This is a genomic window from Mesorhizobium sp. NPDC059025 (genome assembly GCF_042739655.1).
Taxonomy (GTDB): domain Bacteria; phylum Pseudomonadota; class Alphaproteobacteria; order Rhizobiales; family Rhizobiaceae; genus Mesorhizobium.
In genome coordinates this window covers 236,303-261,207 of record NZ_JBHYIM010000004.1, presented here as the reverse complement: position 1 = coordinate 261,207, position 24,905 = coordinate 236,303, and the positions used below count along the sequence as shown (strand labels likewise).

Genomic DNA, 24,905 nt, shown 5'->3' with positions numbered 1-24,905 from the left:
ATGTCCTACTGTTCCCAGCGCGTCTCGACCCTTGCCGGCACGGCGTCGCGCGCTTCGGCCACCACGGCCATCAGCGCGCGCAGCACCGCCTCGACACCCTCGCCGGTGACTGCCGACACCAGGAAAGGCTGCCGCCCGGCCGCGCGTTTCAGCGAGGCCAGCTTCTTCTTGCGTGCGTCCTCGTCCAGCGTGTCGGCCTGGGAAAGCGCGACGATCTCGACCTTGTCCTCAAGCCCGTTGCCATAGGCCTGCAGTTCCGTGCGCACGGTCTTGTAGGCCTTGCCGGGGTTTTCCTCCTGCGCGGAAACCAGGTGCAGCAGCACACGCGTGCGCTCGACATGGCCGAGGAACCGGTCGCCGATGCCGACGCCTTCATGGGCGCCTTCGATCAGGCCGGGGATGTCGGCCAGCACGAATTCGCGCGCGTCGATGCGCGCCACGCCAAGCCCCGGATGCAGCGTCGTGAACGGATAGTCGGCGATCTTCGGCTTCGCCGCCGTGACCGCCGCCAGGAAGGTCGATTTGCCGGCATTGGGCAGACCGACCAGCCCGGCATCGGCGATCAGCTTGAGTCGCAGCCAGATCGTCAGTTCCTCGCCCGGCAGGCCGGGATTGGCACGCCGCGGCGCCTGATTGGTCGACGTCTTGAAATGCTGGTTGCCGAAACCGCCATTGCCGCCGGCGGCGAGACGGAAGCGCTGGCCTTCCTCGGTCAGGTCGCAGATCAGCGTCTCGTTGTCCTCGGCATAGATCTGCGTGCCGGCCGGCACCTTCAGCGTCACATCGCCGCCCTTGGCACCGGTACGGTTGCGGCCCATGCCATGCACGCCGGTCTTGGCGCGGAAGTGCTGCTGGTAGCGATAGTCGATCAGCGTGTTAAGGCCGTTGACCACCTCGACCCAGACATCGCCGCCGCGGCCGCCGTCGCCGCCGTCCGGCCCGCCGAACTCGATGAACTTCTCGCGCCGGAACGAGACGGCACCGGCTCCGCCGTCGCCGGAGCGGATGTAGACCTTGGCCTGATCGAGGAATTTCATCGGACGCGATTTCTATTGCTATGGAGTTTCATGAACCTGTCTGCTCTAAACCATGGAAAGGCCCAGAGCGAGAGCGGGTACGGCCGAATTTGCGGCCGGATGCGGGAGAGTGCGTTATGCGGGTTGTCACTTACAACGTCCAGTACGGCATCGGCCTCGACGGTCGCTACGACCTCGGCCGCATCGCGGACGCCGTGCGCGGCGCCGACGTCATCGCCCTGCAGGAGATCTCGCGCAACAACCCGCGCAACGGCGGACATGACATGGTTGCCGCGATCGGCGAGGCGCTGCCGGACTATTTTGCCGTCTATGGTTCCAATTTCGAGGCCAATATCGGCTCTTCGATCGTCGGCGGCCGTGCCCGCACGGTCACCTTCCAGCTTGGCAATATGGTGCTGTCGAAGACGCCGATCCATCTGTCGCGCAACCTGCTGCTGCCGCGAAGCCGCTCCGTCGGCACCATGAACTTCCAGCGCGGCGCCATTGAGGCCCTGATCGAGACACCGCTCGGTTTCGTGCGCTTCTATTCCGCACATCTCGACCATCGCAATCCCGTCGAGCGCGCCCGGCAGGTCCGTTTCCTGCGCGATCGTGTGCTCAACTATGCGCTTGAAGGCGGCGGACTGAGCGGCCTCGGCGAGATCGGCCTGCCGGAACCGCCATGCCCCGAGGCTTTCGTCGTCATGGGCGATTTCAACATGCTGGCCGGTTCGCCCGAATATGTCGACTTCGCCGGCCTGCCCGATCACGAATTCGGCCTGCATCTCAGCGCCGACCTCGCCGTCGACGCCGCCGTGCGGCTGGACGCCGGGGAACCGGACCTCGTCACCTGGGTCGACCCGGAGCGACCCAAGGACGAAAGCCGCCACAAGCGCATCGACTACATCTTCACCAGCGCCTCGCTGGCCGGTTCGCTGAAACGCCTCTGGGTCGACCGCAACGCGGACGGCTCCGACCACCTGCCCGTCTGGCTCGAACTGGGCTGAGCTACCCTCGCCAAGCATCTTTGTTTGCCTTGTCGATGGTCGCCATCATGACCATGTCGCAGTAGCTGCCGTCGATGCAGGCCGCATCGCGTTCGACGCCTTCCTGAACGAAGCCGACCTTCCGATAAAGCGCGATGGCGCGCGCGTTGTCGGCATAGGCCGTCAATTCGACACGCACGATGCCCTGTCGACGCGCTTCAGCGAGCGTCGTTTCGATCAGTTGCCGGCCAAGCCCGCGGCCGCGATAGTCTGGAACGATTCCCATGCCGAGCGCTCCCCGGTGCGCAAAAACCGGCCTTTCGTGCCTGGAAACATCGCACCAGCCGACGACTTCATCCTTCACGACTGCCACGAACTGCGGATTGCGCTTCTCCATCATGCCGCGCACGAAATCGCGCGTGGCTGCCAGCGGCGGCGCTTCCAGGAAGGCGAGATACCTGCGCTCGCGCGCCACGGTATCGAGCGCGCGATGGAAGCTCTCGATATGGGTCTCCGCCATCGGCGCGATGGTGGCTTGTGTTGCTTCGTTCATTGCCCTGCTCATTGCCGTCAGCGGCCGGCGGCCTCTCTCAACGCCGCCGGCCATCAACTACAGCCGCACCCAGCTTCTCAGGCTCGCCCAGGTCTTGCGGTCGAGCCGGTAACGCTCGACCGGCACTTGGCCGGCAACCATGGAATTCAGCATGCCCTGGCCGGCATACTGGAAGCCGCACTTGTGGATGACCCGGCGCGAGGCCGGGTTGATCACCCGGGTCGAGGCCTGGAGGACCTGGATCGTCGTGCGCGTGAAGGCGAGGTCGACCAGCGCGTGCGCCGCCTCGGTGGCGTAGCCGCGCTTCCAGTGCGGCTCGCCGATCCAGTAGCCGAGTTCCAGGCCACGGTCGGTGCTGTTCAGCCCGGCGCAGCCGATGAAGGCGCCGTTCTCGGCAAGAGTCAGTGCATAGACGATGCCGCCGCGCGGCGCCCGTGCCATGGCCAGGAAGCTGCGGGCTTCCTCGATGCCGTAGGGATGCGGCATGCGGGCGAGCATCTCGGCGACGTGGCGGTTGTCGGCAAGCGCCACCAGCTGATCGATATCCGCCTCGCACGGCGCCCGCATCACCAGGCGTTCGGTGCGCAGCACCGGGTTATCGATCGTGAAGCCTCCGTCGTCCGTGTAGTCCGCTTCGGCAACCATGTTGAAAGTCCTCCAGGCACGAGAAAAAGGGGAGATGGTCACCCATCTCCCCTGATCCTTTTCCTGGCCTGGCCAGACACCGGTTCCCGAGATGGGGTGCCGGTGTCTAGGTGCGGAACCGGCTACTCCGCTGCTTTAAGGGTCGGGTTCACCGACACGTAGGTTCGGCCATTGGCTTTTTTGTTGAAGGCTACGACGCCGGCTTCCAGCGCAAACAGGGTATGGTCCTTGCCCATGCCGACATTGGTGCCGGCATGCCACTTGGTGCCACGTTGACGAATAATGATGTTGCCTGCGATCACGGCTTCACTGCCGAACTTCTTCACGCCAAGGCGCTTGGATTCCGAATCGCGACCGTTGCGCGACGAACCGCCAGCTTTCTTGTGTGCCATTTCATTGCTCCTTTGCGCCGCGGGGGCGCCTCAAAACCCTTATGAACGCGTTCGCGTTCCGTTTCAAGCCTGCTCGGGCGACATGGCCGCCCAGTCAGTCTTACTCAGCGGCGTCCTCTGCCTTGGCCTTCTTCGGCGCAGCCTTCTCCTTCTTGGGAGCGGCTTCAGCCTTGGCCTCTGCAGCGGTTTCCGCCTTCACCTCGGCCTTGGCAGCCGCCTTCTTGGAAGGCTTGGCACCGGCGACCAGAATCTCGGAGATGCGCACGGTGGTCTGCAGCTGGCGGTGGCCGATCTTGCGGCGCGAATTCTGCCGGCGGCGCTTCTTGAAAGCGATGACGGTGCGGTTCTTGCCCTGCTCGACGACTTCGGCGGTGACCACCGCGCCGTCGACGAACGGAGCGCCGATCACGACATTCTCGCCTTCGCCATGCGCCAGAACCTGGCCGATTTCGACGACGTCGCCGACATTGGCCTCGAGCTTCTCGATCTTGAGCACATCGTTGGCGGCAACACGATACTGCTTGCCGCCCGTTTTGATGACTGCGAACATTTTTTGCCTTTCGCTGTTCGGTCGGCCTTTTTGAACCGCTTGTCCTTGTCGGGGCGGTTCGGCCGTCTTTTTGTCAGTCTGCGGGTTCAAAAAACAAGCGGCGCGGAGAATCCCCCACGCCGAATGCGGGCCGTCCATAACCGCAGCTTCGCGGTGAGTCAAGGCAAAGGCCGGACGGCTTCGTCAAAAAGGGCCGAAATCAGCCCATTTAGGGCCTTGTGTCCCGGGCAAGCAGCCGTTATCTAGTGCGCCGCGCCGGCAAGGCCGACCACGCTGCGGAGAAGTGGCTGAGTGGTTGAAAGCACCGCACTCGAAATGCGGCATACTCGCAAGGGTATCGGGGGTTCGAATCCCTCCTTCTCCGCCATTATCTTTTTGCCCCCTGGATTTGGCTCCGTTTTTGAATGCCCAGGATGCTGAGGGTCGTCTTGAGGTGGAAGGAGAGCCGTTCCCACCCCTCGTCCAGACCGCAGGAAAGACTACAAGGCTACCTTTGAAGTCCGAACCCACAATGTCCTCCCTACCAATGGTGGTGAAGGCATGGTCGTCGGTGATTTTGATAGCGGTGAATTTGCAAAAGGTTATGAGGCCTTGGATACTCGCAAGTCATGACATCTCCCAAGTCCACGCTGCATGATATTCCTGGAGGGGAGGCACTCGTTGATTGGTTCGGGTGCGTGCCCCGCTTTCATGATGCCGAACTGCTTGAGATTACCTTCTCCGGCAAGGGAGCTGCGCTGCTGCGCATACAGGCCTGGAATATGACGGACCAGGTGGATGCCAAGGGCTATTTTGTTCTCGACAAGCACGCGACGGTCACTCTCATCCTTGATGGCGTGACCACAATCCATTGCATCGATTTCAACATGATGCCGGCAATCATCTTTGATCTGGAGATCACTCAGGTCGAGGAGAACTACCGCATCGAATGGAGTGCGAGCTACGGGGTAGCCGGCTTCATCATTGCAAAGCACGTGCGGATCAATCTCGTGCCCGGAAAGCCCGACTAAGAGGAGTTTCGAGGCAAAGTCTTGGCAACTGCAATTATCGTGGTCGCGATCTCGAGCATATGAAAACGGAGCCGTTTCGTGCAAGCTACCGACGTTTCGCGTGCTGTGGCTGCGGCCACGTCCACCGCCTCCGAGCTTGGCCTGACAGTCGATGATGCGGTTGTTCTCCAGAATTCGAACAAGCTCACCTTGCGCCTTCTGCCCTGCGACATCCTTGCCCGGGTAGCACCCTTGGCGGATCCGGTTATGCCGTTCGAGGTCGAGCTGGCCGAGTTGCTTGCAAAGACCGACAGCCCCGCAGTTGCGCTCGAACCCCGCGTTCCGCCGCGCGTCTACGAGCGCGATGGTTTCACGCTGACATTCTGGACCTACCATGCGTCCGTCACGCTGGACGTCGCGCCGGTCGACTATGCGCGTTCATTGCGGCGCCTGCACATCGGCATGGAAAAAATCGCGATCGCCACGCTGCGCTTCACCGATCGGGTTGCGGAAGCAGGGCAACTTCTGGCCAACCGTAACCTGACGCCCGGACTGGGCGATGAGGATCGGGAGTTTCTCGGCAGCCTGCTGGAGAGCCTCACACGAACGATTGTCGAGAGTGGCGCCGTAGAACAATTGCTGCACGGCGAACCACATCCCGGCAACGTACTGAACACCAGATTCGGGCCGCTGTTCATCGACCTTGAGACATGTTGCCGTGGGCCGGTGGAGTTCGACCTGGCCCATGTGCCTGATGCGGTCATCGAGCACTATCCCGACGTCGATCAGACGCTGCTGAGCGCATGCCGGGCCCTCGTTCTCGTCATGGTCGCAGCATGGCGGTGGGACGCGGGCGACCAGTTCCCAGACGGCCGGCACTGGGCTGAACAGCTCATCCGCACCCTGCGCGAGGGTCCGCCATGGCCGTCGCTCGATGCGATGACGCGGCGCCTCGGCGCTGCAGGATAAATGCTACGTCCTGATTTCCATCCGGCTGGCAACGTGATCAGGCAGGAACGTAGGTCAACCTGATCACGTCCTCGCCGATCCGATCATGCGTCACAAGGCGAAGCGATGGCCGGGGACCGGCGAAATAGGGCGTGCCGTGACCAAGCACGACGGGATGCAGGTAGATCCGGTATTCATCGATCAGGTTAAGTTCGGTGAGGCTTCGCGCCAGGTCCGGGCCGGCAACTTCGATCTCCCCGTCATGCCCAGCCTTGATCTCCCGGATCGCGCCCTCGAGACCACCCTCGACAAGTCGGGCGTTGGGACCGACCGCCTGCAACGAGCGCGACACGACCCATTTCGGCTGCTTCCGCCACGCCGCGGCGTAGGCCTGTCGGTCCGCATCCCACTCCGGATGATCGTCATCCCAGTAACGCATGATCTCATACATCCGGCGACCGTAGATGCTGCCGGCCTGCGCTTGAGCTTCCTCGATGAAATGGCGGAAGAGCGTGGGACTTGGCGCAAACCGCATGTGGTCGACATAGCCGTCCAGGGACTGGTTCATTCCGAACACAAGTTTGGCCATGCCAGTTCGCTCCCGCACAGAGACCACCCATCTGCTTGCACTATGCAAGCAGATGGGTGGCAAATCAACCGATCTTTAGGTGCGCGGGAATGCCGGACGCCGAGCCTCCGTCATGCTGCAGTCGACCCGCTCTCCATCGTTCGGAGACCTTCGAAACCGACGATAAGCTGCTGCACACGCATGTTCAGGGTAGCGATGCTCCTGGATGTGTCGTGAAGCTCCCGCAAGAGTTTCGCCGGGTCGTCCCGGATGGATTCCTCCGGTGCGCTTCCGACACCGGTGAGAAGCCAGATCGGGCTGACGCCCAGGATTCCGGCCATGGTGGTCAATCGGTTGGCTCGCAGTTCGGCACGATCGCACTCCCAGGCGGTCCAGCTTGAGCTCAGGACGCCCAGGGCTTGCGCGGCTTGTGCGATCGAGAGCCCCGCGAATTCGCGGGCAAGCGATATCCGGCCGCCCAGCGTGTCGGCGGAAAAGTCGGCATGGTGATGGGACACGTTTCGGTCTCCTTTGAGAAAATGAGCGCAGCGGCTGGCTGCACTCGCGTTCCGGAACAATGGGCGGCGGCAAGCGCCGCCGTCCGCGAAGCAGTCACGTCGAGGGCGCCCCGAAGAGCGTGGCGTGCCTTATCCCTCGACCCACTTCTTCACCTGGTCGGGGTGATCGGCGATGTATTTGTCGACCGCTTTTTCGTAGGAGGTTTCCTGGGCGTCGAACATCGCCGCCTCGAGTTCGGGGATCGGCAGCTTCATGCGCGCAAGCAGTTCCGCGACCTTGGGATTGTCTTCCTTGAACCCCTTCCGGGCGAGGATGTCGATATGCTCGGCTTTGCCGAGCGAGCCCTTTGGATCTGCGATGTAGCGCAGCTTGTACTTGCCGAACATCCAGTGCGGGCTCCAGGCCGTGGCGACGAACCACTTCTCGGAACGCATGGCGCGGTCGACGGTGGTCAGCATGCCGGCCTCGCTGGAGATCTTCAGCTTGTAGTCCAGGCCGTAATCCTTGACCGCCTGCTCCGAAAGCCGTGTCAGGCCGGCGCCGGGGTCGATACCTTGCACCTCGCCGCCGAGTTTCTGCTTCACCTCGTCCTTTTTCAGGTCCTCGATCGAGCTGATCTCGCTTTCCGGGATGTATGCCGGAACGACCCAGCCCAATTTTGCGCCGTCATAGATGGTGCCGAGCGTCTCGACCTTGGATTCGACGCGCTTGAAATAGTCGGCATGGGTCTGCGGCAGCCAGGCCATCATCATGGCGTCGATGTCGCCGCGGCTGACACCCTGGTAGAGCGGAGCGACGTCCGTCTGAACGAGTTCGACCTTCTGGCCGAGCTTGTCCTCGATGAGCCTGGCGGCGAGCTTGGTGACGAATTCCGCATCCGACCATGCAGCCCAGCCGAGCTTCACAGGCTTGCCGTCCTGCGCAAAGGCTGCCGTGGCCATGCTGCCCGCAACAAACGCGGCAAGCCCGATACGTGTGAGTGTCCTGAACATCTCTTCTCCTTCGTATTCTGGAAATTCAAGCCGCGGCGGAACGCTGCTTGTCATCAGCCGGAACGTGGTCCGGCGAATTCGCCCGCTCGACGCTCGCGGCTCTGCGGGAGACAAGGAAATTCAGGAAGCCCGAACTGCCTTTGCCGAAACTCTGGGTGATCCGATCCAGCACAACGGCCAGGATGACGACGGCCAGCCCGCCCTCGAAGCCGGCGCCCACGTCGAGACGCTGGATGCCTGTCAGCACATTGTTGCCGAGCCCGCCCGCGCCGATCATCGAGGCGATGACGACCATCGAAAGCGACAGCATGATCGTCTGGTTCACCCCAGCCATGATCGAAGGCATGGCATTGGGCAGTTGCACCTTGAACAGCAACTGCGAAGGCGTGCAGCCGAAGGCCAGTCCTGCCTCGACGAACTCGCCATGGACCTGCCGGATGCCAAGATTGGTCAGGCGCACCACAGGCGGCATGGCGAAGATGACCGTGGCGATGGTCCCAGGCACCGCTCCCAGGCCGAAGAACATCGCGGCAGGGATCAGATAGACGAAAGCCGGCATCGTCTGCATCAGGTCGAGCACGGGTCGTAGCAGGCTCGCCACCCTGTCGGAGCGTGCCATAGCGATGCCGGCCGGAATACCGACGACCACGGCGATGACGGTGGCCGAAAGCACCAGCGACAGTGTCTCCATGGTGCCTTGCCAGAGGCCCATGTGATTGACCAGCGCAAGCGCCAGCAAGGCGAACACGGCAAATTTCCATCCCACCCGCCACAGCGACAGCATCGCCAGCAGGGCGATACCCGCCATCGGAGGAGTGCCCACCAGCGCGCCCTGGATGCTGCCGGTCACGAAACCGATCGCCGCGGCAATCACGTCCAGCGCGGGGGTGAAGTTGTCCAGGATGTAATTGACGACGACGTCGGCGCCATGGCCGACACTGAAATAGAGATCCACGATCTTTCCTTTCGGCTCAGCGCATGACCCCGAAAATCGGAATCGATTTTCGGAAAAGATCATGCGCCAAATCAAAGTGTTAGAGCGACCTTTGCGCGTCCGAATGGACGCGCGGCGCTCTAACCGGCCCTGTCGAGCGTTTCCAGAAGCGCCGACTTGCTGATGGAGCCGACATAGCGGCCATGCTCGTCGACCACGGGCACGGGCCAGCGGCTTTCGGCCACGCGGCCGAGCACGTTGGACAAGGGTTCGCCGGCAGCGATCGGCTCCACGCCCTGCAGGAAAGCGTTGCGATACGGCTCCACGGTCTTTGTTTTGATCTTGTCGATCAGCGCGTCCTGGCTGACCATGCCGTGGAACTTTCGGTCGCGACCGACAACGATGGCCACGTCACGCCCGGACTGTTCCATCTGCTCCAGCGCAGCCGCCACGGAGACCCCCTGCCGGTCGATGATGGTGAGCTGTGTCTTGCGGGCGATGTCGCCGGCCTTGAAGACCTGCGAGACATCCACATTGCGGAAAAACGACCGCACATAGTCGTTGGCGGGCTTCGAGACGATCTCGTCTGGCGTGCCGATCTGCACGACCTTGCCATGCTGCATGATGCAGATGCGGTCACCGATGCGCATGGCCTCGTCGAGGTCGTGGCTGACGAAGACGACCGTGCGGCTCTGCTCGGCCTGAAGGCGCATCAATTCATCCTGCATCTCGGTGCGGATCAACGGATCGAGCGCGGAAAAAGCCTCGTCCATGAGCAGGATGGTCGGTTCGCTGGCCAGCGCCCGCGCCAGACCGACACGCTGCTTCATGCCGCCCGAAAGCTCGTCCGGCCTGCTGTTCGCATAAGGCTTCAAGCCGACTGCGTCGAGCGCTGCAAGTGCCTTCGCGGCACGCTCGGCTTCGCTCGCCCCGGCAATTTCCAACCCGAAAGCAGCGTTACCGAGCACAGTGCGGTTGGGAAGCAGGGCGAAGGACTGAAACACCATGCTCATGTCGTGCCGCCGCAGTTCGATCAGCTCGCGCCTGGACATCTTCGTGATGTCGCGACCGTCGATCTCGACCGCACCGGCGGTCGGCTCGATCAGGCGGTTGAGAAGGCGAAGCAACGTCGACTTGCCGGAGCCGGACAGGCCCATGATGACAAAGGTCTCGCCGGTCATGATGTCGAAGCTCGCAGCGTCGACCCCGATCATACAACCGGTGGACGCATGGATCTCCGATTTTGGCTTGCCCGAACGCGCCATTTCCAGCGCTCGATCGGCATTATCCCCAAATATCTTGTATACGTTTCTGAGTCTTACTTTCACACCACTATTGATTGCGGTGTTTTCTTGCTCAATGTTTTGTAATGAATTGGAATAATTTGACGTCATGTAGTAATTCGCAAACCCGCCATGCCGGCAGATGAACTCTCCTCTTCTGGGAAGGAAGTTTTCTTACATTTCCATTGATCGCAAAATAATTGCCGGAAATGCGTCACTCGCGGAAATGATATTTAGAATCCGCAGCCGTCATATAGGCCTGGTCGGAAAGATTGTCTACCCAAAGATGCCGGCATATACAACTTATGAGAGAATTCTCACAGCTCCCGAAGTTCGCATGTCGACCGCGATCAGTTCATGAGCACCGCCAGAAGCGCGGCTTTCCCGGGGCTTTCGAGTGAATTTTCGTTGGCTGTATGGCGCAGGAGAAAGTTGCAATCGATCCGTGATTTTTTCACGGAACCGAAGCGCCATGCTCGCCGGGATCTTGATTCCTCCCTCCATCGCCAGCCCTTGCCGAACCGTCGCCGCGCCCGATCACAGGATGCGACTCCTTGTTTTGCGGTCGTCGCCGTCCGCTGTGCGAACAGCCGGCACCCCTGTGCCGGCTGTCACGCATCATCGAAAGATCAGGCCTGTTCCAGCCAGACGTTCTGCAGATCCATCTCGAAGGTCTGATGAATGCCGTAGTTCCGCACCTTCTTGCTCATGTGGCAATAAAGCTTCTGCCAGTAGGGCTGGATGATGACGCCTGAATCCTGGAGGATTGTCTCGAGGTCCTTCATCACCTCGCGCCGCTTCTCGACATCGTTGATGGAAAGCGCCTGTTTCAGCTTGGCGTCGAAATCTGGATTGGAATAGCCTGATTCGTTCCAGGCCTCGCCGGTGCGGTAGCCCAGCGCCAGCACCTGCACGGCGAGCGGGCGCATGTACCAGATGGTCATCGAATAAGGATACTTGGTCCAGTCGTTCCAGAAGGTGGAGCCCGGCAGCACGGTCCGCTTGACCTTGATGCCCGCCTCGCGCAGCTGTGCTGCGATGGCGTCGCCCGTGTTCTTCTGCCAGTCGTCCTCGATCGTTATCAGCTCATGCTCGAAGTCGGCCTGGCCGGCATCGGCCATCAGCTTCTTGGCGCCGGCGGCATCACGCTCCTTCTTGGGCAGCGCATAATATTCGGGCTGGATCGGGCTGACGTGGTGGTTTTCGCCGACTGTTCCGCGTCCGCTGTAGCCGAGCTGCAGCACGACATTGTTGTCGACTGCCATCTGCAGCGCGTTGCGCACGCGCTGGTCGTCATAGGGCTTGTGGGTGACGTTGGTGCGCGCAACCAGCGTCGTCGCCGTGGCGACTTCCGACCTCACCAGATCCATCTTGTCCAGAATGTCGATGAAGTCGGCCGGGGTTTCCAGGTTGAGGTCGATCTCGCCCGATTCGAACGCATTCACCGACGCGTTGAAGTCGGTGCCGTAGTCGACGAATTCGACGCCGTCGAGCGGAGCCTCGCCACCCCACCACTTGCCGTTCTCGCGCCGCTTGACCACGGCCTTCTGGCCGACCGCATAGGACACCAGTTCGAACGGCCCGGTACCGATCGGCTTCTTGACCGGATCGGCGCCATCGGCGTCGAAGTTGCGGTGCACGATCAGTGCCGGATAATCGGTGAAGTTCGGCACGAGCGCGATATCCGGCTCGCCGAGCTTCAGCTTCACCGTGTGATCATCGACCTTGGTGATGGCGCCGTCCCGGGCCTTGCCGGTCTTGGCGTCGATCAGCGCGCCCATGCGCCCGGCCATCGAATTGCCGGCTGCGGCCTTTTCGCACCAGCGGGTCAGGTTGTAGGCGACGTCGTCGGCGGTGAAAGCGTCGCCATTGTTCCAGGTCACGCCCTTGCGCACATGCAGGACATATTCGGTGGCTTCGTCATTGACGTCCCAGCTTTCGAGCAGCACCGGCTCGAAGGTGAATTCGCGTGTGTAGCGCACCAGCGGCTCGAGCCAGCTGCGCGAGACATTGGCAAGTTCGACCCAGTCATAGGTGCGCGGGTCCTTCTGTGCCTTGACCGGCATCGACACGCGCAGCGTACCGCCCTTCCTGGCCTCCTCGGCGAAGGCAGGAGCAGGAACGGCCAGACCGACCATGCCGTAGGCAAGCGCCGTCGAGGCGCCCAGCGCACTTGCCAGCGCCAGGAACTCGCGCCGGTCGACGCGGCCTGCCATAACGTCCTTGGCCATCGTCTCGACGGCTGCCGGGACGCGGTCGCCATTGTTTCTGAAGAACCCCATTCTATCCTCCCTTTCTTGTTCTGCTCGGTTTGTGTTCCCTTGGATCTCTGAGCTTTCTGTCTCGGGCCGGTTCACGCTCTCAGCGTGAAACGCATGCCGTCATAGACGGCGGCATGGATGTTCCTGGAGGCGACGGCATCGCCGATGCGATAGAGGGTGAAGGACCCGGCAGGATTGCGGTGCGGAAAGATGTCGCCGCCTTCGATCAGCCGCTCATAGTCGACCGCGCCTGTGTTGATGGAGAGTGGCTTCAGCGCCAGATAGAGCTCGTCGAGCGGCGCCGTGCCGTGCTCGACGACCACCTGATCGACCAGCCTTGTCGCCTGCCATCCGTCGGCAAAATCCGAGCCGAGCGTCGCCACCAGCTGGTTGCCATCTCGCTTCACCGAACGCAGGCGGGTGTTGATTGTGATGGTCACGCCCCTGGCGTGGAAGGCGGCCATATAGGGCACATGGTTGAGCCCGCCCATTTCCGGCGCGAAGAACCGTTCGGGTGAAACCAGCTCAAGCCTGGCACCCTGGTTGGCGATGAGTTCGGCGGCACCCATGCCCTGATGACCGCCATTGTCGTCATAGAGCAGCACGTTCTCGGCCGCCTTGACCGCGCCCGAGAGGATGTCCCAGCTCGAAGTGACCAGATCATCGCCTGCCCCCAGTGGCGGGTTCTGCGGAATGCCGCCGGTGGCGACGACGACGACGTCCGGCTCCAGGTCCAGCACGTCCTGGCTTTCGGCCCATGTATCGTAGCGGATATCGACGCCGAGCCGTTCCAGTTCGGCAAGCCGCCAGTCGACGATGCCGATCAGCTCCTTGCGGCGTGGATTCAGTGCGGCGAGCCGAATCTGCCCGCCCGCCTGCGAAGCAGCCTCCAGCACCGTCACCGTGTGGCCGCGCTCGCCCGCCACGCGGGCGGCCTCCAGCCCCGCCGGACCGGCCCCGACCACGACGACGCGCTTCCGCGCTCCGTCCGCCCTGGCGATGACATGCGGGATCGTCGCTTCCCGGCCCGTCGCCGCGTTGTGGATGCACAGCGCCTCGCCGCCCTCATAGATGCGGTCCAGGCAATAGGTGGCACCGACACAGGGCCGGATCTCGTGCTCGCGGCCCTCCATCACCTTCCGCATGATGTGCGGGTCTGCGATGTGGGCGCGGGTCATGCCGACCATATCGAGCTTGCCGCTGGTTATGGCATGGCGTGCGGTCGCCACATCCTGGATGCGCGCGGCATGAAAGGTCGGGAACTTCGTCGCTGCCCGCACCTCGCCGGCGAAGTCGAGATGCGGCGAGGAGCGCATGCCTGTCACCGGGATGACCTTGGAAAGCGCGGCGTCGCTCTCGATCGATCCCCGGATGATGTTGAGGAAGTCGACCTTGCCGGAGTTCGCCAGCCGACACGCGATCTCGATGCCTTCCTCCTTCGAAAGGCCGGCGGCGAAATCCTCATCAGCCACCATGCGGATGCCGACGACGAAATCCTTGCCCACCGCTGCCCGCACGGCATCAAGCACCATGTCGGTGAAGCGCAGCCGGTTCTCCAGCGAACCGCCGAAGTCGTCGTCGCGATGGTTGGTGGCCGGCGACCAGAAACCGTCGATGAGATGGCCATAGGCCTCGAACTCGATACCGTCGAGACCTGCCGCCTGGCAGCGCTGGGCAGCAGAAGCATAATCCCTGACGATGCGCTCGATGTCCCAGTCTTCCGCCGTCTTTGGAAAGGCGCGGTGGGCCGGCTCGCGCACCGGCGATGCGGACAGCACCGGCAGCCAGTCGGCCTTGTTCCAGCCGGTGCGGCGGCCGAGATGGGTGATCTGGATCATCACCTTGCAGTCGTGCTCGTGGCAGGCGTCGGTAAGTTCGGCCAGCCAGGGCACGATGGCATCGTCGTAGAGGTGCAGGTTGCCGAAGGCGGCCGGGCTGTCGCGCGACACGATGGCCGAGCCCGCGGTCATCGTCAGCGCCATGCCGCCCTTGGCTTTCTCGGCGTGATAGAGCCGGTAGCGCTCTTTCGGCATGCCGTCTTCGGAATAGGCGGGCTCATGGCTCGTCGACATCACCCGGTTCTTTAGAACCAGATGCTTCAGGCGGTATGGCTGGAGGAGCGGATCTTTGGGTAGGGACGTCATGAGGCCTGCCTGGATGTGAACGGAAGCCCGATCATGCCGATTTGTGGCGCCGGGACTATCTGTTTCAATTGACGGTGTCCGGCAGCCTTTCCTCGCGCCGCGCGATGAAATCCTCCAGTGCCTCGGCGATGCCCTCGTCGAGCTTCGGTTCCTCGTAATCGGCCAGCATGTTGCGTGCCTTCTCCCGGCCGCGCGTGTCGTGATCCTTCGCCCCTTCCGCCTTCCATTGCTCGAAGGAATTGAAGTCCATGATACTGGGGCTGAAGAAGGCGTTCTCGAAATGGTCGAGCGTGTGCTGCGTGCCGAGATAGTGGCCAGCCGGCCCGACCTCGCGCACGGCGGCCATCGCGTCCTTGAAATCCTCGAACGGAACCCCGCCGGCATATTTATACCAGCCGACAAGCTGCTCGCAGTCGGTGGCGAATTTCGAATAGCCGCAGGTCAGTCCCGCTTCCAGCCAGCCGGCGGAATGCCAGATATAGTTGGCGCCGGCCAGTATAGCGGCGTGCATCAGCATGTTCGCCTCGTACCCGGCCTGGGCGTCGTTCAGCTTGGAGCCGACATGGAAACCGGACGTGCGCCAGGGCAGCCGGTATTTCCGGGCGAGCGCGCCCATGAGGTACATCATCTGCGCGGCTTCCGGCGTACCGCCCATGGGTGCCCCCGTCTTCATGTCGACGGCGACCATGAACTGCCCATAGATCTGCGGCGAGCCCGGACGCAGCAGCTGCGTGAAGGCAACGCCCGCCAGCGCCTCGGCATTGACCTGCGCGACGGCGCCCACCGAGGAGGCCGGCGTCGAGGCGCCGCAAAGGGCGAAGGGGGCGAGGATCAGCGGCTGGTTGTTGCGAGCATAGACCTTCATGGCGTCGAGCATGGTTGCATCCCACACCAGCGGCGAGTTGCAGTTGGTGATCGACACCAGCACGGGATTGTCGCGGACATAGTCTTCGCCGAAGACGATGCCGGCCATAGCCATCGTGTCTTCGGCACGGTCCCTTGACGTGACGATACCCATGAATGGCTTGTCAGAGTGCTTCAGGGCCGAATGGATGATGTGCAGATGCCGCTTCGGCACCGGGATTTCCATCGGCTCACAGATGATCGAACTCGACGAATGCAGCGCTGGCGCCATGTAGGCCAGCTTGTGGAAGTTCTGCAGGTCCTCCAGCGTGCCGTAGCGCCGGTTGTTGTCGAGATCGCGCACATAAGGGGCGCCATACATCGGCACGAAGATCGAATTCTTGCCGCCGACGCGCACCGAGCGCTCAGGGTTGCGTGCATTGAGCGTGAATTCGGCCGGGACCTTCGACACCAGCTCCATCAGAAGAGCACGGTCGAAACGAACCCGCGTGCCGGAAACATCGGCTCCCGCCTGCCGCCACAACGCAATCGCCTCGTCGTCGCGGAATTCGCAACCGACCTCTTCGAGGATGGACAGCGATTCCTGATGGATCAGCTCGACTGCCTCGTCGGGAACGATCTCATAGGCCGGAATCTGGCGTACCAGCGTGGGAAAGGCCGGCACGGCTGCACTTCTGAGCGCCTTGCGCCCGATGCGCCCACCGCCGCGGCGATGCTGGGCCGGCGCTTCCGTGACCTGGCTTAGATCTGCAACACTCATGTTCAACGTTCTCCCTTGCGGAAAGAGAACGCACTGCAAGCTGCTTGTTCAAGCGAATAAGGAACGCCGGTCACTTGAGTTCAATTCAAGCGACCGGCAAGAGCAATGAACCGCGCGACCCGATGGTCTGATCTCAGGCCGCGCGATGATCAGGCAGCGGCCTTGCAGTGCCCATCTACCACCCGCTGCACCATCGGTGCGTAGTGCGCGAAGCTGGGGGTCGTCAGGCCGGCGATCTTCCCGGCATCGTCCAGATGGCGAACCCGCACGATGTCGCGGACATTGGGATTTGTCTCGAAAACGGCGATCTCCTCCGGGCTCATCGGTCCACCCTGCAGGTTGAGGGAATGGATCGAAGCCGCCGACAGCTGCCCGAAATAGGAAGGGTCCGTCGCGCAGATGTAGCGCTTGGCAGCGACATGGAAGCGAACGCAGTCGATCACCAGATCGGGAAAGAAGCGCTGCAACACTTCGGCACCCGCTTCCTCATGATGTTTGTCATGCGTGTCGTCCATCGAGAACGTACCGAACTCGCTGGTGAAATGGCCGATATCGTGCAGCAGGGCAGCGACGACAATGATCTCCGGCTCGCCTTGCTGCTCGGCCAGATATGCACCCTGCAGCATGTGTTCGGCCATCGTCACCGGCTCCCCGAGATATTCCTCCCCGCCGCGACGCTCGAAGATATCGGCAAGGAACGGCACGATCGTATCCGCCGTCAACGTATCGGAAGCGGGCCTGGCCATCATGCCGCCTCCTGCCGCTCGATGGCCGCAAGCGTGGAGAGCAGGCCGTCCTTGTCGGCGTAGCAGCCCTGCAGCCACCGCGAGCCGGCGCCAGAGTAGCCCTTTCGGGCATGCAGCACGCGTGTGTTGTCGACAATGAAGGATTCGCCCGGCGACAGCTTGAAGGTCACTTCCATCGACGTGTCGTCTATGAGTTCTCCCAGCCGGCGATAGGCGGCGTAATAGTCTGCCATGTCGTCATATGGCACCTCGGTGATGGCTGCCGCCGAACGGTTGTTGAAGCGGATGCCGACCAGTTCCCCATCCGGGGCAAGCTCGATCATCGGCCTGCGCGAGCGCAGGCAGACGCCGACGCTGCCGGCATATTCGAAGCGGGCGCAGTGGCCCGCCAGAAGATCGAAACCACGCGGGTTTTCCGCGCGCAGCCTCTCACAGGCGCGGAACCCGTCGACAACCATGTTCTCGCCGCCCTCGGCAGAGTTTTCCAGGCAGTACAGTATCTGCAAGGTGGGTACCGGATCGCGATAGGGATTGTCGGTGTGTGCCTGAAGGCCAAGACCGGTATAGGCGAGGTTGGAGGGGTTCACCTCTGTCCGCACTTCGAAATGGCGGCCGTAATTCGTCTCCCGAACATAGCCGAACAGCGAAGCGACCTTGAACAGCGCACCGCTTTCGACCGGACCGCCGACAAGTTTGCCGAACCCGAAGCGCCGCACGCCGGCAAGCCAGACGGCGAGTGCTTGCCGATCCTGGCTCACCGCTGCGAAATCGCCGACCGGGATGTCTGCACCCAGCGTCGCATCCCAGGTCTCGATTTCCGGTCCGGTCCATCCCGTGAGGCGGCTCGGCGTATCGTCATAGCTATGGTCGGCAAGCCATTTGAGATCGTAGGCGATGGTCCTGCCCTCCGGCTGGAACGTCACATGGAGCTGCTTTCCATCCGCGTGTGCCGAAGCGATCGTCGTATCGGTGGGGATATCGCCGAGTGTTATCAATCGCTGACCGTTCCCCGGCGCGCGGGTCGCTTCGTCCCAGGCATTGTCGCGCAGCCAGATGGCATGGAAACGACGCCTGCCTTTGTCCGGAAGGTCGAGCGCGAGAGCCTCGCCACCGTCCAGAATCTCGAATTGGGTGTTGCCTGCCATGGGTCGCTCCTCAGCGGATAATGGTGGGGATGGCCGCTACTTGACACCGCGCCTCACATAAGCACAAACAACATTACCTGACAGCAAGACCTAAAATTCGTTATGCCTCAGAATGTGCAGAACCTGCCGCCGCTTGAATGGATTCGCGTCTTCGAGGCATCGGCGCGGCTTGGCAGTTTTACGGCGGCCGCCAATGAACTGGGCCTGACCCAGGCCGCGGTCAGCCAGCGCATCAAGAACCTGGAACTCCATCTCGGCGCGCAGCTGTTCAGCCGGCAGGCACGGGGCGTCATCCTGTCGACCCAGGGTGAGGCCTGGCTCCCCCACGTTCAGGCCGCGTTGGCGGAACTGCTGCACAGTGCGGCAAACCTCTTCGAGCAGCCGCGGCGCAAGATCAGCATCGCGGCCTCGAGTTCGGTCATCGAACTCTGGATCGTTCCCCGTCTCGGCGACATCGCGAGCCGGCTGCCGCATGTGCAGCTTTCGTTCGAGACGATCCAGAACCTGCCGGATTATGAACGCCTGGAGGTCGACTTCGAGATCCGCTTCGGCGCCGGCAATTGGCCGGGCCGCGAAGCGATCCAGCTTTTCACCGAGGAGCTGACGCCACTGGCATCGCCCTCCCTGCTTGGAACCGGCGCGAATTGGCAGGACCAGCCGCGTATCGCGACGTCCGGACCACGGCTCGGTTGGCGCGATTGGTCGAACGCGGCGGCCGAACCGCCCGGGCCGACGCCCTTGTTGCGCTTCGACACCTTCGCGCAATCCCTGAGGGCAGCGGAAGCCGGCGCCGGCGTTTTGCTCGGCTCGCTCGCATTGTGTACGGGCGCGATTGCCGCCGGCAGGCTGAAACGCCTGACGGATCGCACGCTGCACATGGAAGCCGGCTATTGGATAAGCTGGGCGCGCAGCCACCCGGCCTTTGCGGAGCAACGGGACCTGGTCGATTGTCTTGCCCGCCCCTGACAGCGGCACGCCTTGCGTCCGAAGCTGCGGCTCAATCGTCTAGCGACAGCAGCCAGTCGCGCAGCAGGCCGGCCTGACGGCTGAGCGGGCGACGCGCGCTCCAGGTGACGAAGTAGGAATGCGGCGCCGCGATTTCGGCAACGCTGAGCTGCACCAGGTCGCCACTTTCGATCAGCGGCCTGACCAGGCTTGCCCAGCCCAGCACTGCGCCCTGTCCGCTGCGCGCCGCCTGCAGCGCGATGACATGACTGTTGAAGCGCCTGACATTGAGACGCCGGTTGGGGCAGCCGAGCTCGCGGAAGAAATCCGCCCAGGTGGTCCAGCTCCAGTCCATGCCTTCGACGGAAAGCAGTTGCAGCTGGGCCAGGTCGTCCAGCGTCTCGACGGCATGCTCGCGCGCAAACGCCGGACTGGCGACGGCGAAGATACGGTCGCCATACAGCCTGGCCGACAATTCGTCCGGCCACTCACCGTTGCCGTAACGCAGCCTGAGATCGATATCGGGACGATCGAGGCCGCGCGGATGATCGGAGATGACGTGATCGACGGCGATGTCCTGGTGACTGCCCCAGAAGGCGCTCATGCGCGGCATCAGCCACAGATGAGCCATCGCCATCGTGCAGCCGATGGTGACGCTGGACTGCCCGCCCGACGTCTTGACCTGCCGAAAGGTCGACGAGATCCGCTCGAACCCTTCCTTGAGGGCCGCCGCCATCGTCTCGCCTTCGCGCGTCAGCTCAAGTGCCCGATGCCGGCGCAGGAACAGCGGGTTGCCAAGCTCCTCCTCCAGCATGCGGATCTGCTTCGAAACGGCTCCGACCGTGACGTTGAGCTCCTCGGCCGCCTTCGTGAGACTGAGATGACGCGCCGCCGCCTCGAAGGCAGCGAGCGCGATCAACGAAGGAAGGTTGTAGTAGCGGCGAACCATGACGGGATATTTGGCCCGGATGGAGCGTATCCTGCAAGACTTGCCCTCCCGATCTCGACATTGACACCGACGATGGGGCACTAAATTCGGCAGAGGCGTGTTAGCCTAGGGAAATCGGCATGAAAACCGCGATCGTCTTTGACTGCGAATTTCTGTGCGCGGAGGGCTCGCAACGCCGGTTCTGGTGTGGCGCCCATGACCCCGACCCGGTCATCGCCCAGATCGGAGCGGTGAAACTCGGCCTGGAAGGCCCGTATCCGATCCTGGACACGCACAGATCCTACGTTCGCCCGATGGACCGCTTTGGCCGGCAATATGACATCGACCCGTTCTTTACCCGGCTGACGGGAATAACGCCGGAAGAGATCGCCGCGCGAGGCGTTCCACTCCCTCAGGCCCTGCAGGACGTCGACGCGTTTTCGGAAGGAGAACAGCTCTGGTCCTGGGGCAAGGACGAACTGAACATGGTCGCCATCAGTTGCTACGTCGAGGGCATCACGCCGACAATCCCGGCTCCGCGCTTCGACAACGCGGTAAAGCTGTTGCTGGCGGCCGGCATGCCGATTGAAGATCTTGCCAGGACCCCCAGCAACAGGCTGGCGGAATATTACCGCGTCGACCATCCGCCGCTGCAGGGTCACGACGCGCTCGATGATGCCCTGTCGGTCGCCTATACGCTGCAGCACCTGCTGCTCGCCGGGAAATTGAAACCCTCGGCTTTTGGCTGACTGCCTCCGACCGAAACGGTCAGGATGCGGCGCCGGTCACCGAATTGCGGATGCGGACCGATGTCTGGAAATGCGTGGTTGCCGGTGGCTCCGGCCTGACACCGGTCCGATGCAGCAGCAGCTCGGCCGCCGCGCGACCCATCTCCAGCCCCGGCTGCGCCACGGTGGTCAGGGCGGGCTGCAGCAGTTCGGCGGCGGCTATGTCGTCGAAACCGGTGATGCTGAGCTCAGCCGGCACAGCGATATCGTGCTCGCGGCAATATCGCATCACGCCGATGGCCATCAGGTCGTTAGCGCACAGGATGGCAGTGGGCCAATGCCTGCGCGGACCCGCCAGGAAGCGCTCTGCGGCCAGATAGCCGGAGCGCTCGCTGTAGTCGCCGGCGACATAGGGCGCCGCGTCGGTATCGATGGCCGCCGCCGCCAGCGACTCGCGAAAGCCAGCCAGCCGCTGCTCGCTGGTCCAGAGCCGGGGCGGTCCGCCGACGATCGCAATGCGCCGGTGTCCCTGGTCGATGACATGCCTGGCGACAGCACGAGCGCCGGCCAGGTTGCTGCTCGACACGAACGGCACGTCGATGCCAGGCAACACCTCGTCGACGAAGACGACCGATCCGGCGCGCGCCAGTTCGAGCAGCGAAGAACTCGGAAGCCCTGTGCCGGTGAGATAGATGACACCGTCCAGCCGCTGCGTGCGCAGGATACGTGCGAAATACTCCTCGCGCTCGGTCTGTGACCAGGTGATGCACAGCATCAGGAGGATATCGTTGTCACCGATGCCGCGCTGCACGCCCTCCGCCACCGCGGCGAAGAAGGGGTTGTCCAGATCAGGCACGACAAAACCGATCGAAGAGATGCGCCGGCTCTTCAGGCTGCGGGCGGTGTTGTTCGGTTCGAAGCCGAGTTCGGCGATGAAGCGCTGCACATGGCGCCGGGTTTCCTCGGCGACCTGACCGCGCTCGTTGATGACGGCGCTGACCGTACCGATCGAAACACCCGCCTCCCGGGCCACATCGCGAATGGTTGGCCGGCCGTTGCCCGAAGATCTCGATCCACTCATGCCTGCTGCGGGCCTCAAACCATGTCGCGGCGCAGGAACGCGCCGGCTACGTCAACTACGCGTTTTTGAAGGAGATTTCCAAGGGCGAGTGGATATGCGGCTGCTTTGTTGACCATCCGCTTTCCGCCCTTCACATTACTGGGCTATTGAACCGGTTCATTGAGTTTTGTCAATCTAAGAAAAATCTGAAATTCAACCGTTGCAAAGCCGAGATTGTTGCGGCAGTCTATAAACCTGAAACGGTTCAGGCATTTCATCAAAGCATGCCTACCGCACCACTTCGCCGCCGAATGGGCGAATGGAGTTGATGGGAGATCGAAGCCTTGTCCAATACCAAGAAGAAAGTGCTGCTTGTCGGCGAGACCTGGTTGAGTTCGGCCACCCATTTCAAGGGCTTCGATCAGTTCGGCAGCGTCACCTTTCATTCCGGCGCCGAGCCCCTGATCAAGGCGCTTGAGGGCAGCGCCTTCGACCTCACCCACATGCCGGCGCACGAGGCTGTCGAGAAGCTGCCTTTCGACCTCGACGGCTTGAGAGCCTATGACGCAATCCTGCTTTCCGACATCGGTGCCTCGTCCCTGCTGCTGCACCCTGATGTCTGGCTGCATGGCAAGACGGTACCCAACCGGCTCAAGCTGCTGAAGGATTGGACGGCGCAAGGCGGTGGCCTGGCGATGATCGGCGGCTATTTCTCCTTCCAGGGCATCGACGGCCGCGCACGCTGGCGCCGTACGCCAGTCGAAGATGTATTGCCGGTGGAATGCCTGCCTTACGATGACCGCCTCGAGATACCCGAAGGTTTCAGCGCTGTCGTCGACGCCAAAAGCAACCATCCGATCTTGAACGGCCTGGACGGCGAATGGCCACCGCTGCTCGGCGCCAACGAGGTGCGTCTGAAGCCGGAAGCCGGCATCGAGGTCCTGGCAAGCCTGCCCGAAGACCAGGGCGGCCATCCGCTGCTGGTCACCGGGACGTTTGGAAACGGCCGCACACTGGCCTGGATGTCCGACGTCAGCCCGCACTGGCTTCCGGCATCCTTTTCGAACTGGCCGGGTTACACCACCTTATGGCGCAATGCGCTCGGCTGGCTGACCCGGCTCTGACAGTGCAATCGGGACGTGGCTGGGGAGGAGAAAGACATGTCCGAAGCATTCCTGGTTGCCAAAGGCATCGCCAAGCGGTTCGGCGGCCTGACCGCGCTTTCCAATGTCGATCTCGAAATCCGCGCCGGAGAGGTTCTCACCCTGCTGGGTGACAATGGGGCCGGCAAATCCACCTTCATAAAGGTTCTGGCCGGAGCGCACCCTCCAAGCGAAGGCCAGATCCTCGTCGCGGGGCAGCCGGTGTCCTTCGCCTCCCCGAAGGACGCGGCTGCCTCCGGCATCGCCACGATTTTCCAGGAGCTGGCGCTCTCGGAAAACCTGTCGATCTCGGAGAACGTCTATCTCGGCCGCGAACTGAGGCATTCGGTGCTCGGCGTTCCTTTCCTGCGGCGCAAGGAAATGAAGCAGCGGGTCGCCGGGCTGCTGAAGGAACTCGACGCGCATATCTCCGACCCGGAAGCGCCCGTTGGCAGTCTTTCCGGTGGCCAGCGTCAGTCGGTTGCCATTTGCCGCGCTCTCAACCTGAACGCGAAGCTGGTCATCATGGATGAGCCCACGGCCGCGCTCGCCGTTGCCGAAACCCGCAAGGTGCTCGCTCTGATCCGCAAGCTCGCCGAGCGCGGCTGCGCGGTCGTGTTGATCAGCCATAACATTTCCGACGTCTTCGAGGTCGCCGACCGCATGGTCGTGTTCCGGCGCGGACGCAAGGTCGCGGAACGGCTGCGTGCCGAGACAGAACCGGAGGAAATCGTCGCTCTCATAACAGGCGCTCACCCCGACGTGCGGGCGCTCGAAAAAGCACAATAACAGCACGTCCAACCCAGAGAGGAACAAACATGCTGAAACATCTCGCGCGGGCCCTGGCAGCTTCGGCGATACTTGCGATTGCCACCTCAGCGATGGCGCAGGACAAGCCCAAGGTGGCTTTCGTCCCGCAGCTCATTGGCATCCCCTATTTCAACGCGATGGAAGCCGGCGGCAAGAAGGCTGGCGCCGATCTTGGCGTCGACTTCGTCTATACCGGCCCGGTCGATGCGAACCCGATCGACCAGTTGCAGATCGTGCAGAACCTGATCGACCAGGGTGTCAACGCCATCTCGGTCAGCGTGCTCGATGCATCCAGCATCGCACCGGTCGTCCAGGCCGCCGAGACAAAGGGCATCAAGCTGTTCACCAGCGACAGCGATGCCCCAGACAGCGGCCGCGCCGTCTATGTGGCGCAGGCGACCGATGAAGGGCTCGGCTATGCCATCGTCGATGAGCTGGTCAAACGGGTCGGCGAAGACGCCAAGGTCGGCATCGTTTCCGGGGAGGCGACCGCCACCAACCTGAACGCCTGGATCGGCTTCATGAAGAAGCGGGCCGCGGAGAAATACCCCAAGCTCGTCCTGCTCGAACCGCAGTTCGCCGGCGGCACCGCCCAGCGCGCCGCACAGATTTCGAGCGACCTGATTGCCGCCAATCCCGACCTTAAGGCCCTGATCGCGGTGGCTTCCAGCACCTGCCCTGGCGTGGCGCAGGCGATCGAGACCGCCGGCAAGATCGGCAAGGTGGTTGGCACCGGCTATTGCAGCCCCAACACCGCACGCTCCTACATCAAGAGCGGTGCCTTCGGCTTCAGTGTCCTGTGGGACCCCTCACAGCTCGGCTATCTCACCGTGTGGGCAGGCAAGCAGCTGATCGACGGAAAGAAGTTCGAGGCATCGAACACCGTACCGGGCTTTGCCGAACCCGTGACCTATGATGCCGAGAAGGGCATCCTGCTGCTCGGTCCGCCGGCGATCTTCACGGCCGAGAATGTCGACAAGTTCGACTTCTGACACGG

General features: G+C 62.6%; 24 protein-coding genes, 1 tRNA gene and 1 pseudogene. 9 read left to right on the top strand and 17 right to left on the bottom strand.

The annotated features are described in order from the left end of the window. Positions 1-5: 5 nt before the first annotated feature. Positions 6-1,037, bottom strand: coding sequence for a GTPase ObgE (gene obgE / locus ACFWYE_RS12530; RefSeq protein WP_379111698.1), 1,032 nt, complete (start codon positions 1,035-1,037; stop codon positions 6-8). A gap of 116 nt (positions 1,038-1,153) precedes the next feature. On the opposite strand from obgE, the gene ACFWYE_RS12525 reads away from it, so the two are divergent. Beyond that, on the top strand, positions 1,154-2,023 hold the full coding sequence (locus ACFWYE_RS12525) for an endonuclease/exonuclease/phosphatase family protein (protein ID WP_379065631.1): 870 nt from the start codon (positions 1,154-1,156) through the stop codon (positions 2,021-2,023). A 1-nt stretch (position 2,024) separates the two neighbouring features. On the opposite strand, the gene ACFWYE_RS12520 is transcribed toward ACFWYE_RS12525, so the two are convergent. The 4 genes and pseudogenes from ACFWYE_RS12520 to rplU form a co-directional block, all read right to left on the bottom strand. Continuing rightward, on the bottom strand, positions 2,025-2,555 hold the full coding sequence (locus tag ACFWYE_RS12520) for a GNAT family N-acetyltransferase (protein WP_379065628.1): 531 nt from the start codon (positions 2,553-2,555) through the stop codon (positions 2,025-2,027). A gap of 57 nt (positions 2,556-2,612) precedes the next feature. Further along, on the bottom strand, positions 2,613-3,200 hold the full coding sequence (locus ACFWYE_RS12515) for a GNAT family N-acetyltransferase (protein WP_129412632.1): 588 nt from the start codon (positions 3,198-3,200) through the stop codon (positions 2,613-2,615). Between the two features lie 122 nt (positions 3,201-3,322). Beyond that, the gene (rpmA, locus tag ACFWYE_RS12510) at positions 3,323-3,592 is read right to left on the bottom strand and encodes a 50S ribosomal protein L27 (protein WP_054309796.1); all 270 of its coding nucleotides are present in this window, start codon (positions 3,590-3,592) and stop codon (positions 3,323-3,325) included. A gap of 106 nt (positions 3,593-3,698) precedes the next feature. Further along, positions 3,699-4,142: pseudogene (gene rplU, locus ACFWYE_RS12505) on the bottom strand (50S ribosomal protein L21); the annotation flags it as partial. Positions 4,143-4,419: 277 nt separating this feature from the next. On the opposite strand from rplU, the gene ACFWYE_RS12500 reads away from it, so the two are divergent. From ACFWYE_RS12500 to ACFWYE_RS12490, 3 genes are all read left to right on the top strand, one after another. After that, positions 4,420-4,509 (top strand) — tRNA-Ser (locus ACFWYE_RS12500). A 241-nt stretch (positions 4,510-4,750) separates the two neighbouring features. After that, positions 4,751-5,152, top strand: coding sequence for a hypothetical protein (locus ACFWYE_RS12495; protein ID WP_379111696.1), 402 nt, complete (start codon positions 4,751-4,753; stop codon positions 5,150-5,152). 78 nt (positions 5,153-5,230) lie between these two features. Next, positions 5,231-6,100: a phosphotransferase family protein gene (locus ACFWYE_RS12490; protein WP_379111694.1), complete on the top strand. Its 870-nt coding sequence runs from the start codon at positions 5,231-5,233 to the stop codon at positions 6,098-6,100. A gap of 37 nt (positions 6,101-6,137) precedes the next feature. Here ACFWYE_RS12490 and ACFWYE_RS12485 read toward each other — a convergent pair whose 3' ends face one another. The 10 genes from ACFWYE_RS12485 to ACFWYE_RS12440 all read right to left on the bottom strand — a co-directional run bounded on the left by ACFWYE_RS12485 (position 6,138) and on the right by ACFWYE_RS12440 (position 18,295). After that, entirely contained in the window at positions 6,138-6,668 is a 531-nt protein-coding gene (locus ACFWYE_RS12485) for a dihydrofolate reductase family protein (protein WP_379065620.1), read from the bottom strand. Between the two features lie 110 nt (positions 6,669-6,778). Further along, positions 6,779-7,165, bottom strand: a complete 387-nt coding sequence (locus ACFWYE_RS12480) for a helix-turn-helix transcriptional regulator (protein WP_379065618.1) — start codon at positions 7,163-7,165, stop codon at positions 6,779-6,781. Between the two features lie 129 nt (positions 7,166-7,294). Then, complete coding sequence (locus tag ACFWYE_RS12475; RefSeq protein WP_379111692.1) at positions 7,295-8,158, bottom strand: glycine betaine ABC transporter substrate-binding protein; 864 nt, start codon at positions 8,156-8,158, stop codon at positions 7,295-7,297. Positions 8,159-8,183: 25 nt separating this feature from the next. Then, entirely contained in the window at positions 8,184-9,113 is a 930-nt protein-coding gene (locus tag ACFWYE_RS12470; protein ID WP_379111690.1) for an ABC transporter permease, read from the bottom strand. A gap of 119 nt (positions 9,114-9,232) precedes the next feature. Next, positions 9,233-10,432: a glycine betaine/L-proline ABC transporter ATP-binding protein ProV gene (proV, locus tag ACFWYE_RS12465; protein ID WP_379111983.1), complete on the bottom strand. Its 1,200-nt coding sequence runs from the start codon at positions 10,430-10,432 to the stop codon at positions 9,233-9,235. Between the two features lie 572 nt (positions 10,433-11,004). Further along, positions 11,005-12,657 (bottom strand): ABC transporter substrate-binding protein, encoded by a 1,653-nt coding sequence (locus tag ACFWYE_RS12460; RefSeq protein WP_379111688.1) that lies wholly within the window; start codon positions 12,655-12,657, stop codon positions 11,005-11,007. A 71-nt stretch (positions 12,658-12,728) separates the two neighbouring features. Beyond that, the gene (locus tag ACFWYE_RS12455; protein WP_379111686.1) at positions 12,729-14,780 is read right to left on the bottom strand and encodes an FAD-dependent oxidoreductase; all 2,052 of its coding nucleotides are present in this window, start codon (positions 14,778-14,780) and stop codon (positions 12,729-12,731) included. Between the two features lie 64 nt (positions 14,781-14,844). Then, positions 14,845-16,404: a trimethylamine methyltransferase family protein gene (locus tag ACFWYE_RS12450; protein ID WP_379065609.1), complete on the bottom strand. Its 1,560-nt coding sequence runs from the start codon at positions 16,402-16,404 to the stop codon at positions 14,845-14,847. 149 nt (positions 16,405-16,553) lie between these two features. Continuing rightward, positions 16,554-17,153, bottom strand: a complete 600-nt coding sequence (locus ACFWYE_RS12445; RefSeq protein ID WP_379111685.1) for an HD domain-containing protein — start codon at positions 17,151-17,153, stop codon at positions 16,554-16,556. After that, positions 17,150-18,295 (bottom strand): TauD/TfdA family dioxygenase, encoded by a 1,146-nt coding sequence (locus tag ACFWYE_RS12440; protein ID WP_379111683.1) that lies wholly within the window; start codon positions 18,293-18,295, stop codon positions 17,150-17,152. Before ACFWYE_RS12440 ends, ACFWYE_RS12445 begins: the two co-directional genes overlap by 4 nt. Positions 18,296-18,397: 102 nt before the next feature. Here ACFWYE_RS12440 and ACFWYE_RS12435 point away from each other — a divergent pair, with 102 nt between their 5' ends. After that, a complete protein-coding gene (locus ACFWYE_RS12435; RefSeq protein WP_379111681.1) occupies positions 18,398-19,261 on the top strand; it encodes a LysR family transcriptional regulator in 864 nt (287 codons plus the stop codon). A gap of 31 nt (positions 19,262-19,292) precedes the next feature. Here ACFWYE_RS12435 and ACFWYE_RS12430 read toward each other — a convergent pair whose 3' ends face one another. After that, positions 19,293-20,189 carry a LysR substrate-binding domain-containing protein gene (locus ACFWYE_RS12430; RefSeq protein WP_379065602.1) on the bottom strand — a complete coding sequence of 299 codons (897 nt, stop codon included), beginning with the start codon at positions 20,187-20,189 and terminating at the stop codon, positions 19,293-19,295. Between the two features lie 119 nt (positions 20,190-20,308). Between ACFWYE_RS12430 and ACFWYE_RS12425 the strand changes: the two genes are divergently transcribed. After that, on the top strand, positions 20,309-20,917 hold the full coding sequence (locus tag ACFWYE_RS12425) for a 3'-5' exonuclease (protein WP_379111680.1): 609 nt from the start codon (positions 20,309-20,311) through the stop codon (positions 20,915-20,917). A gap of 19 nt (positions 20,918-20,936) precedes the next feature. Here the strand turns inward: ACFWYE_RS12425 and ACFWYE_RS12420 are convergent, their stop codons facing one another. Further along, the gene (locus ACFWYE_RS12420; protein ID WP_379111678.1) at positions 20,937-21,977 is read right to left on the bottom strand and encodes a LacI family DNA-binding transcriptional regulator; all 1,041 of its coding nucleotides are present in this window, start codon (positions 21,975-21,977) and stop codon (positions 20,937-20,939) included. 323 nt (positions 21,978-22,300) lie between these two features. Between ACFWYE_RS12420 and ACFWYE_RS12415 the strand changes: the two genes are divergently transcribed. Genes ACFWYE_RS12415 through ACFWYE_RS12405 form a run of 3 tightly spaced genes read left to right on the top strand, consistent with a single transcriptional unit; the run spans position 22,301 to position 24,900 of the window. Then, complete coding sequence (locus ACFWYE_RS12415) at positions 22,301-23,080, top strand: glutamine amidotransferase (protein ID WP_379111676.1); 780 nt, start codon at positions 22,301-22,303, stop codon at positions 23,078-23,080. 36 nt (positions 23,081-23,116) lie between these two features. Then, the gene (locus tag ACFWYE_RS12410) at positions 23,117-23,887 is read left to right on the top strand and encodes an ATP-binding cassette domain-containing protein (protein ID WP_379111674.1); all 771 of its coding nucleotides are present in this window, start codon (positions 23,117-23,119) and stop codon (positions 23,885-23,887) included. Positions 23,888-23,916: 29 nt separating this feature from the next. Continuing rightward, the gene (locus ACFWYE_RS12405) at positions 23,917-24,900 is read left to right on the top strand and encodes an autoinducer 2 ABC transporter substrate-binding protein (RefSeq protein ID WP_379065591.1); all 984 of its coding nucleotides are present in this window, start codon (positions 23,917-23,919) and stop codon (positions 24,898-24,900) included. Positions 24,901-24,905: the final 5 nt, after the last annotated feature.

Excerpts from the sequence above, each read along its gene's own strand:
- ACFWYE_RS12425 (WP_379111680.1), top strand. The coding sequence starts at position 20,309 with ATGAAAACCGCGATCGTCTTTGACTGCGAATTTCTGTGCGCGGAGGGC.
- ACFWYE_RS12450 (WP_379065609.1), bottom strand. The coding sequence starts at position 16,404 with ATGAGTGTTGCAGATCTAAGCCAGGTCACGGAAGCGCCGGCCCAGCAT.
- obgE (WP_379111698.1), bottom strand. The coding sequence starts at position 1,037 with ATGAAATTCCTCGATCAGGCCAAGGTCTACATCCGCTCCGGCGACGGC.
- ACFWYE_RS12460 (WP_379111688.1), bottom strand. The coding sequence starts at position 12,657 with ATGGGGTTCTTCAGAAACAATGGCGACCGCGTCCCGGCAGCCGTCGAG.
- ACFWYE_RS12420 (WP_379111678.1), bottom strand. The coding sequence starts at position 21,977 with ATGAGTGGATCGAGATCTTCGGGCAACGGCCGGCCAACCATTCGCGAT.
- ACFWYE_RS12445 (WP_379111685.1), bottom strand. The coding sequence starts at position 17,153 with ATGATGGCCAGGCCCGCTTCCGATACGTTGACGGCGGATACGATCGTG.
- ACFWYE_RS12435 (WP_379111681.1), top strand. The coding sequence starts at position 18,398 with ATGCCTCAGAATGTGCAGAACCTGCCGCCGCTTGAATGGATTCGCGTC.
- ACFWYE_RS12520 (WP_379065628.1), bottom strand. The coding sequence starts at position 2,555 with ATGAACGAAGCAACACAAGCCACCATCGCGCCGATGGCGGAGACCCAT.
- ACFWYE_RS12405 (WP_379065591.1), top strand. The coding sequence starts at position 23,917 with ATGCTGAAACATCTCGCGCGGGCCCTGGCAGCTTCGGCGATACTTGCG.
- ACFWYE_RS12525 (WP_379065631.1), top strand. The coding sequence starts at position 1,154 with ATGCGGGTTGTCACTTACAACGTCCAGTACGGCATCGGCCTCGACGGT.
- ACFWYE_RS12430 (WP_379065602.1), bottom strand. The coding sequence starts at position 20,189 with ATGGTTCGCCGCTACTACAACCTTCCTTCGTTGATCGCGCTCGCTGCC.
- ACFWYE_RS12410 (WP_379111674.1), top strand. The coding sequence starts at position 23,117 with ATGTCCGAAGCATTCCTGGTTGCCAAAGGCATCGCCAAGCGGTTCGGC.
- ACFWYE_RS12475 (WP_379111692.1), bottom strand. The coding sequence starts at position 8,158 with ATGTTCAGGACACTCACACGTATCGGGCTTGCCGCGTTTGTTGCGGGC.
- ACFWYE_RS12515 (WP_129412632.1), bottom strand. The coding sequence starts at position 3,200 with ATGGTTGCCGAAGCGGACTACACGGACGACGGAGGCTTCACGATCGAT.
- ACFWYE_RS12455 (WP_379111686.1), bottom strand. The coding sequence starts at position 14,780 with ATGACGTCCCTACCCAAAGATCCGCTCCTCCAGCCATACCGCCTGAAG.
- ACFWYE_RS12440 (WP_379111683.1), bottom strand. The coding sequence starts at position 18,295 with ATGGCAGGCAACACCCAATTCGAGATTCTGGACGGTGGCGAGGCTCTC.
- rpmA (WP_054309796.1), bottom strand. The coding sequence starts at position 3,592 with ATGGCACACAAGAAAGCTGGCGGTTCGTCGCGCAACGGTCGCGATTCG.
- ACFWYE_RS12495 (WP_379111696.1), top strand. The coding sequence starts at position 4,751 with ATGACATCTCCCAAGTCCACGCTGCATGATATTCCTGGAGGGGAGGCA.
- ACFWYE_RS12485 (WP_379065620.1), bottom strand. The coding sequence starts at position 6,668 with ATGGCCAAACTTGTGTTCGGAATGAACCAGTCCCTGGACGGCTATGTC.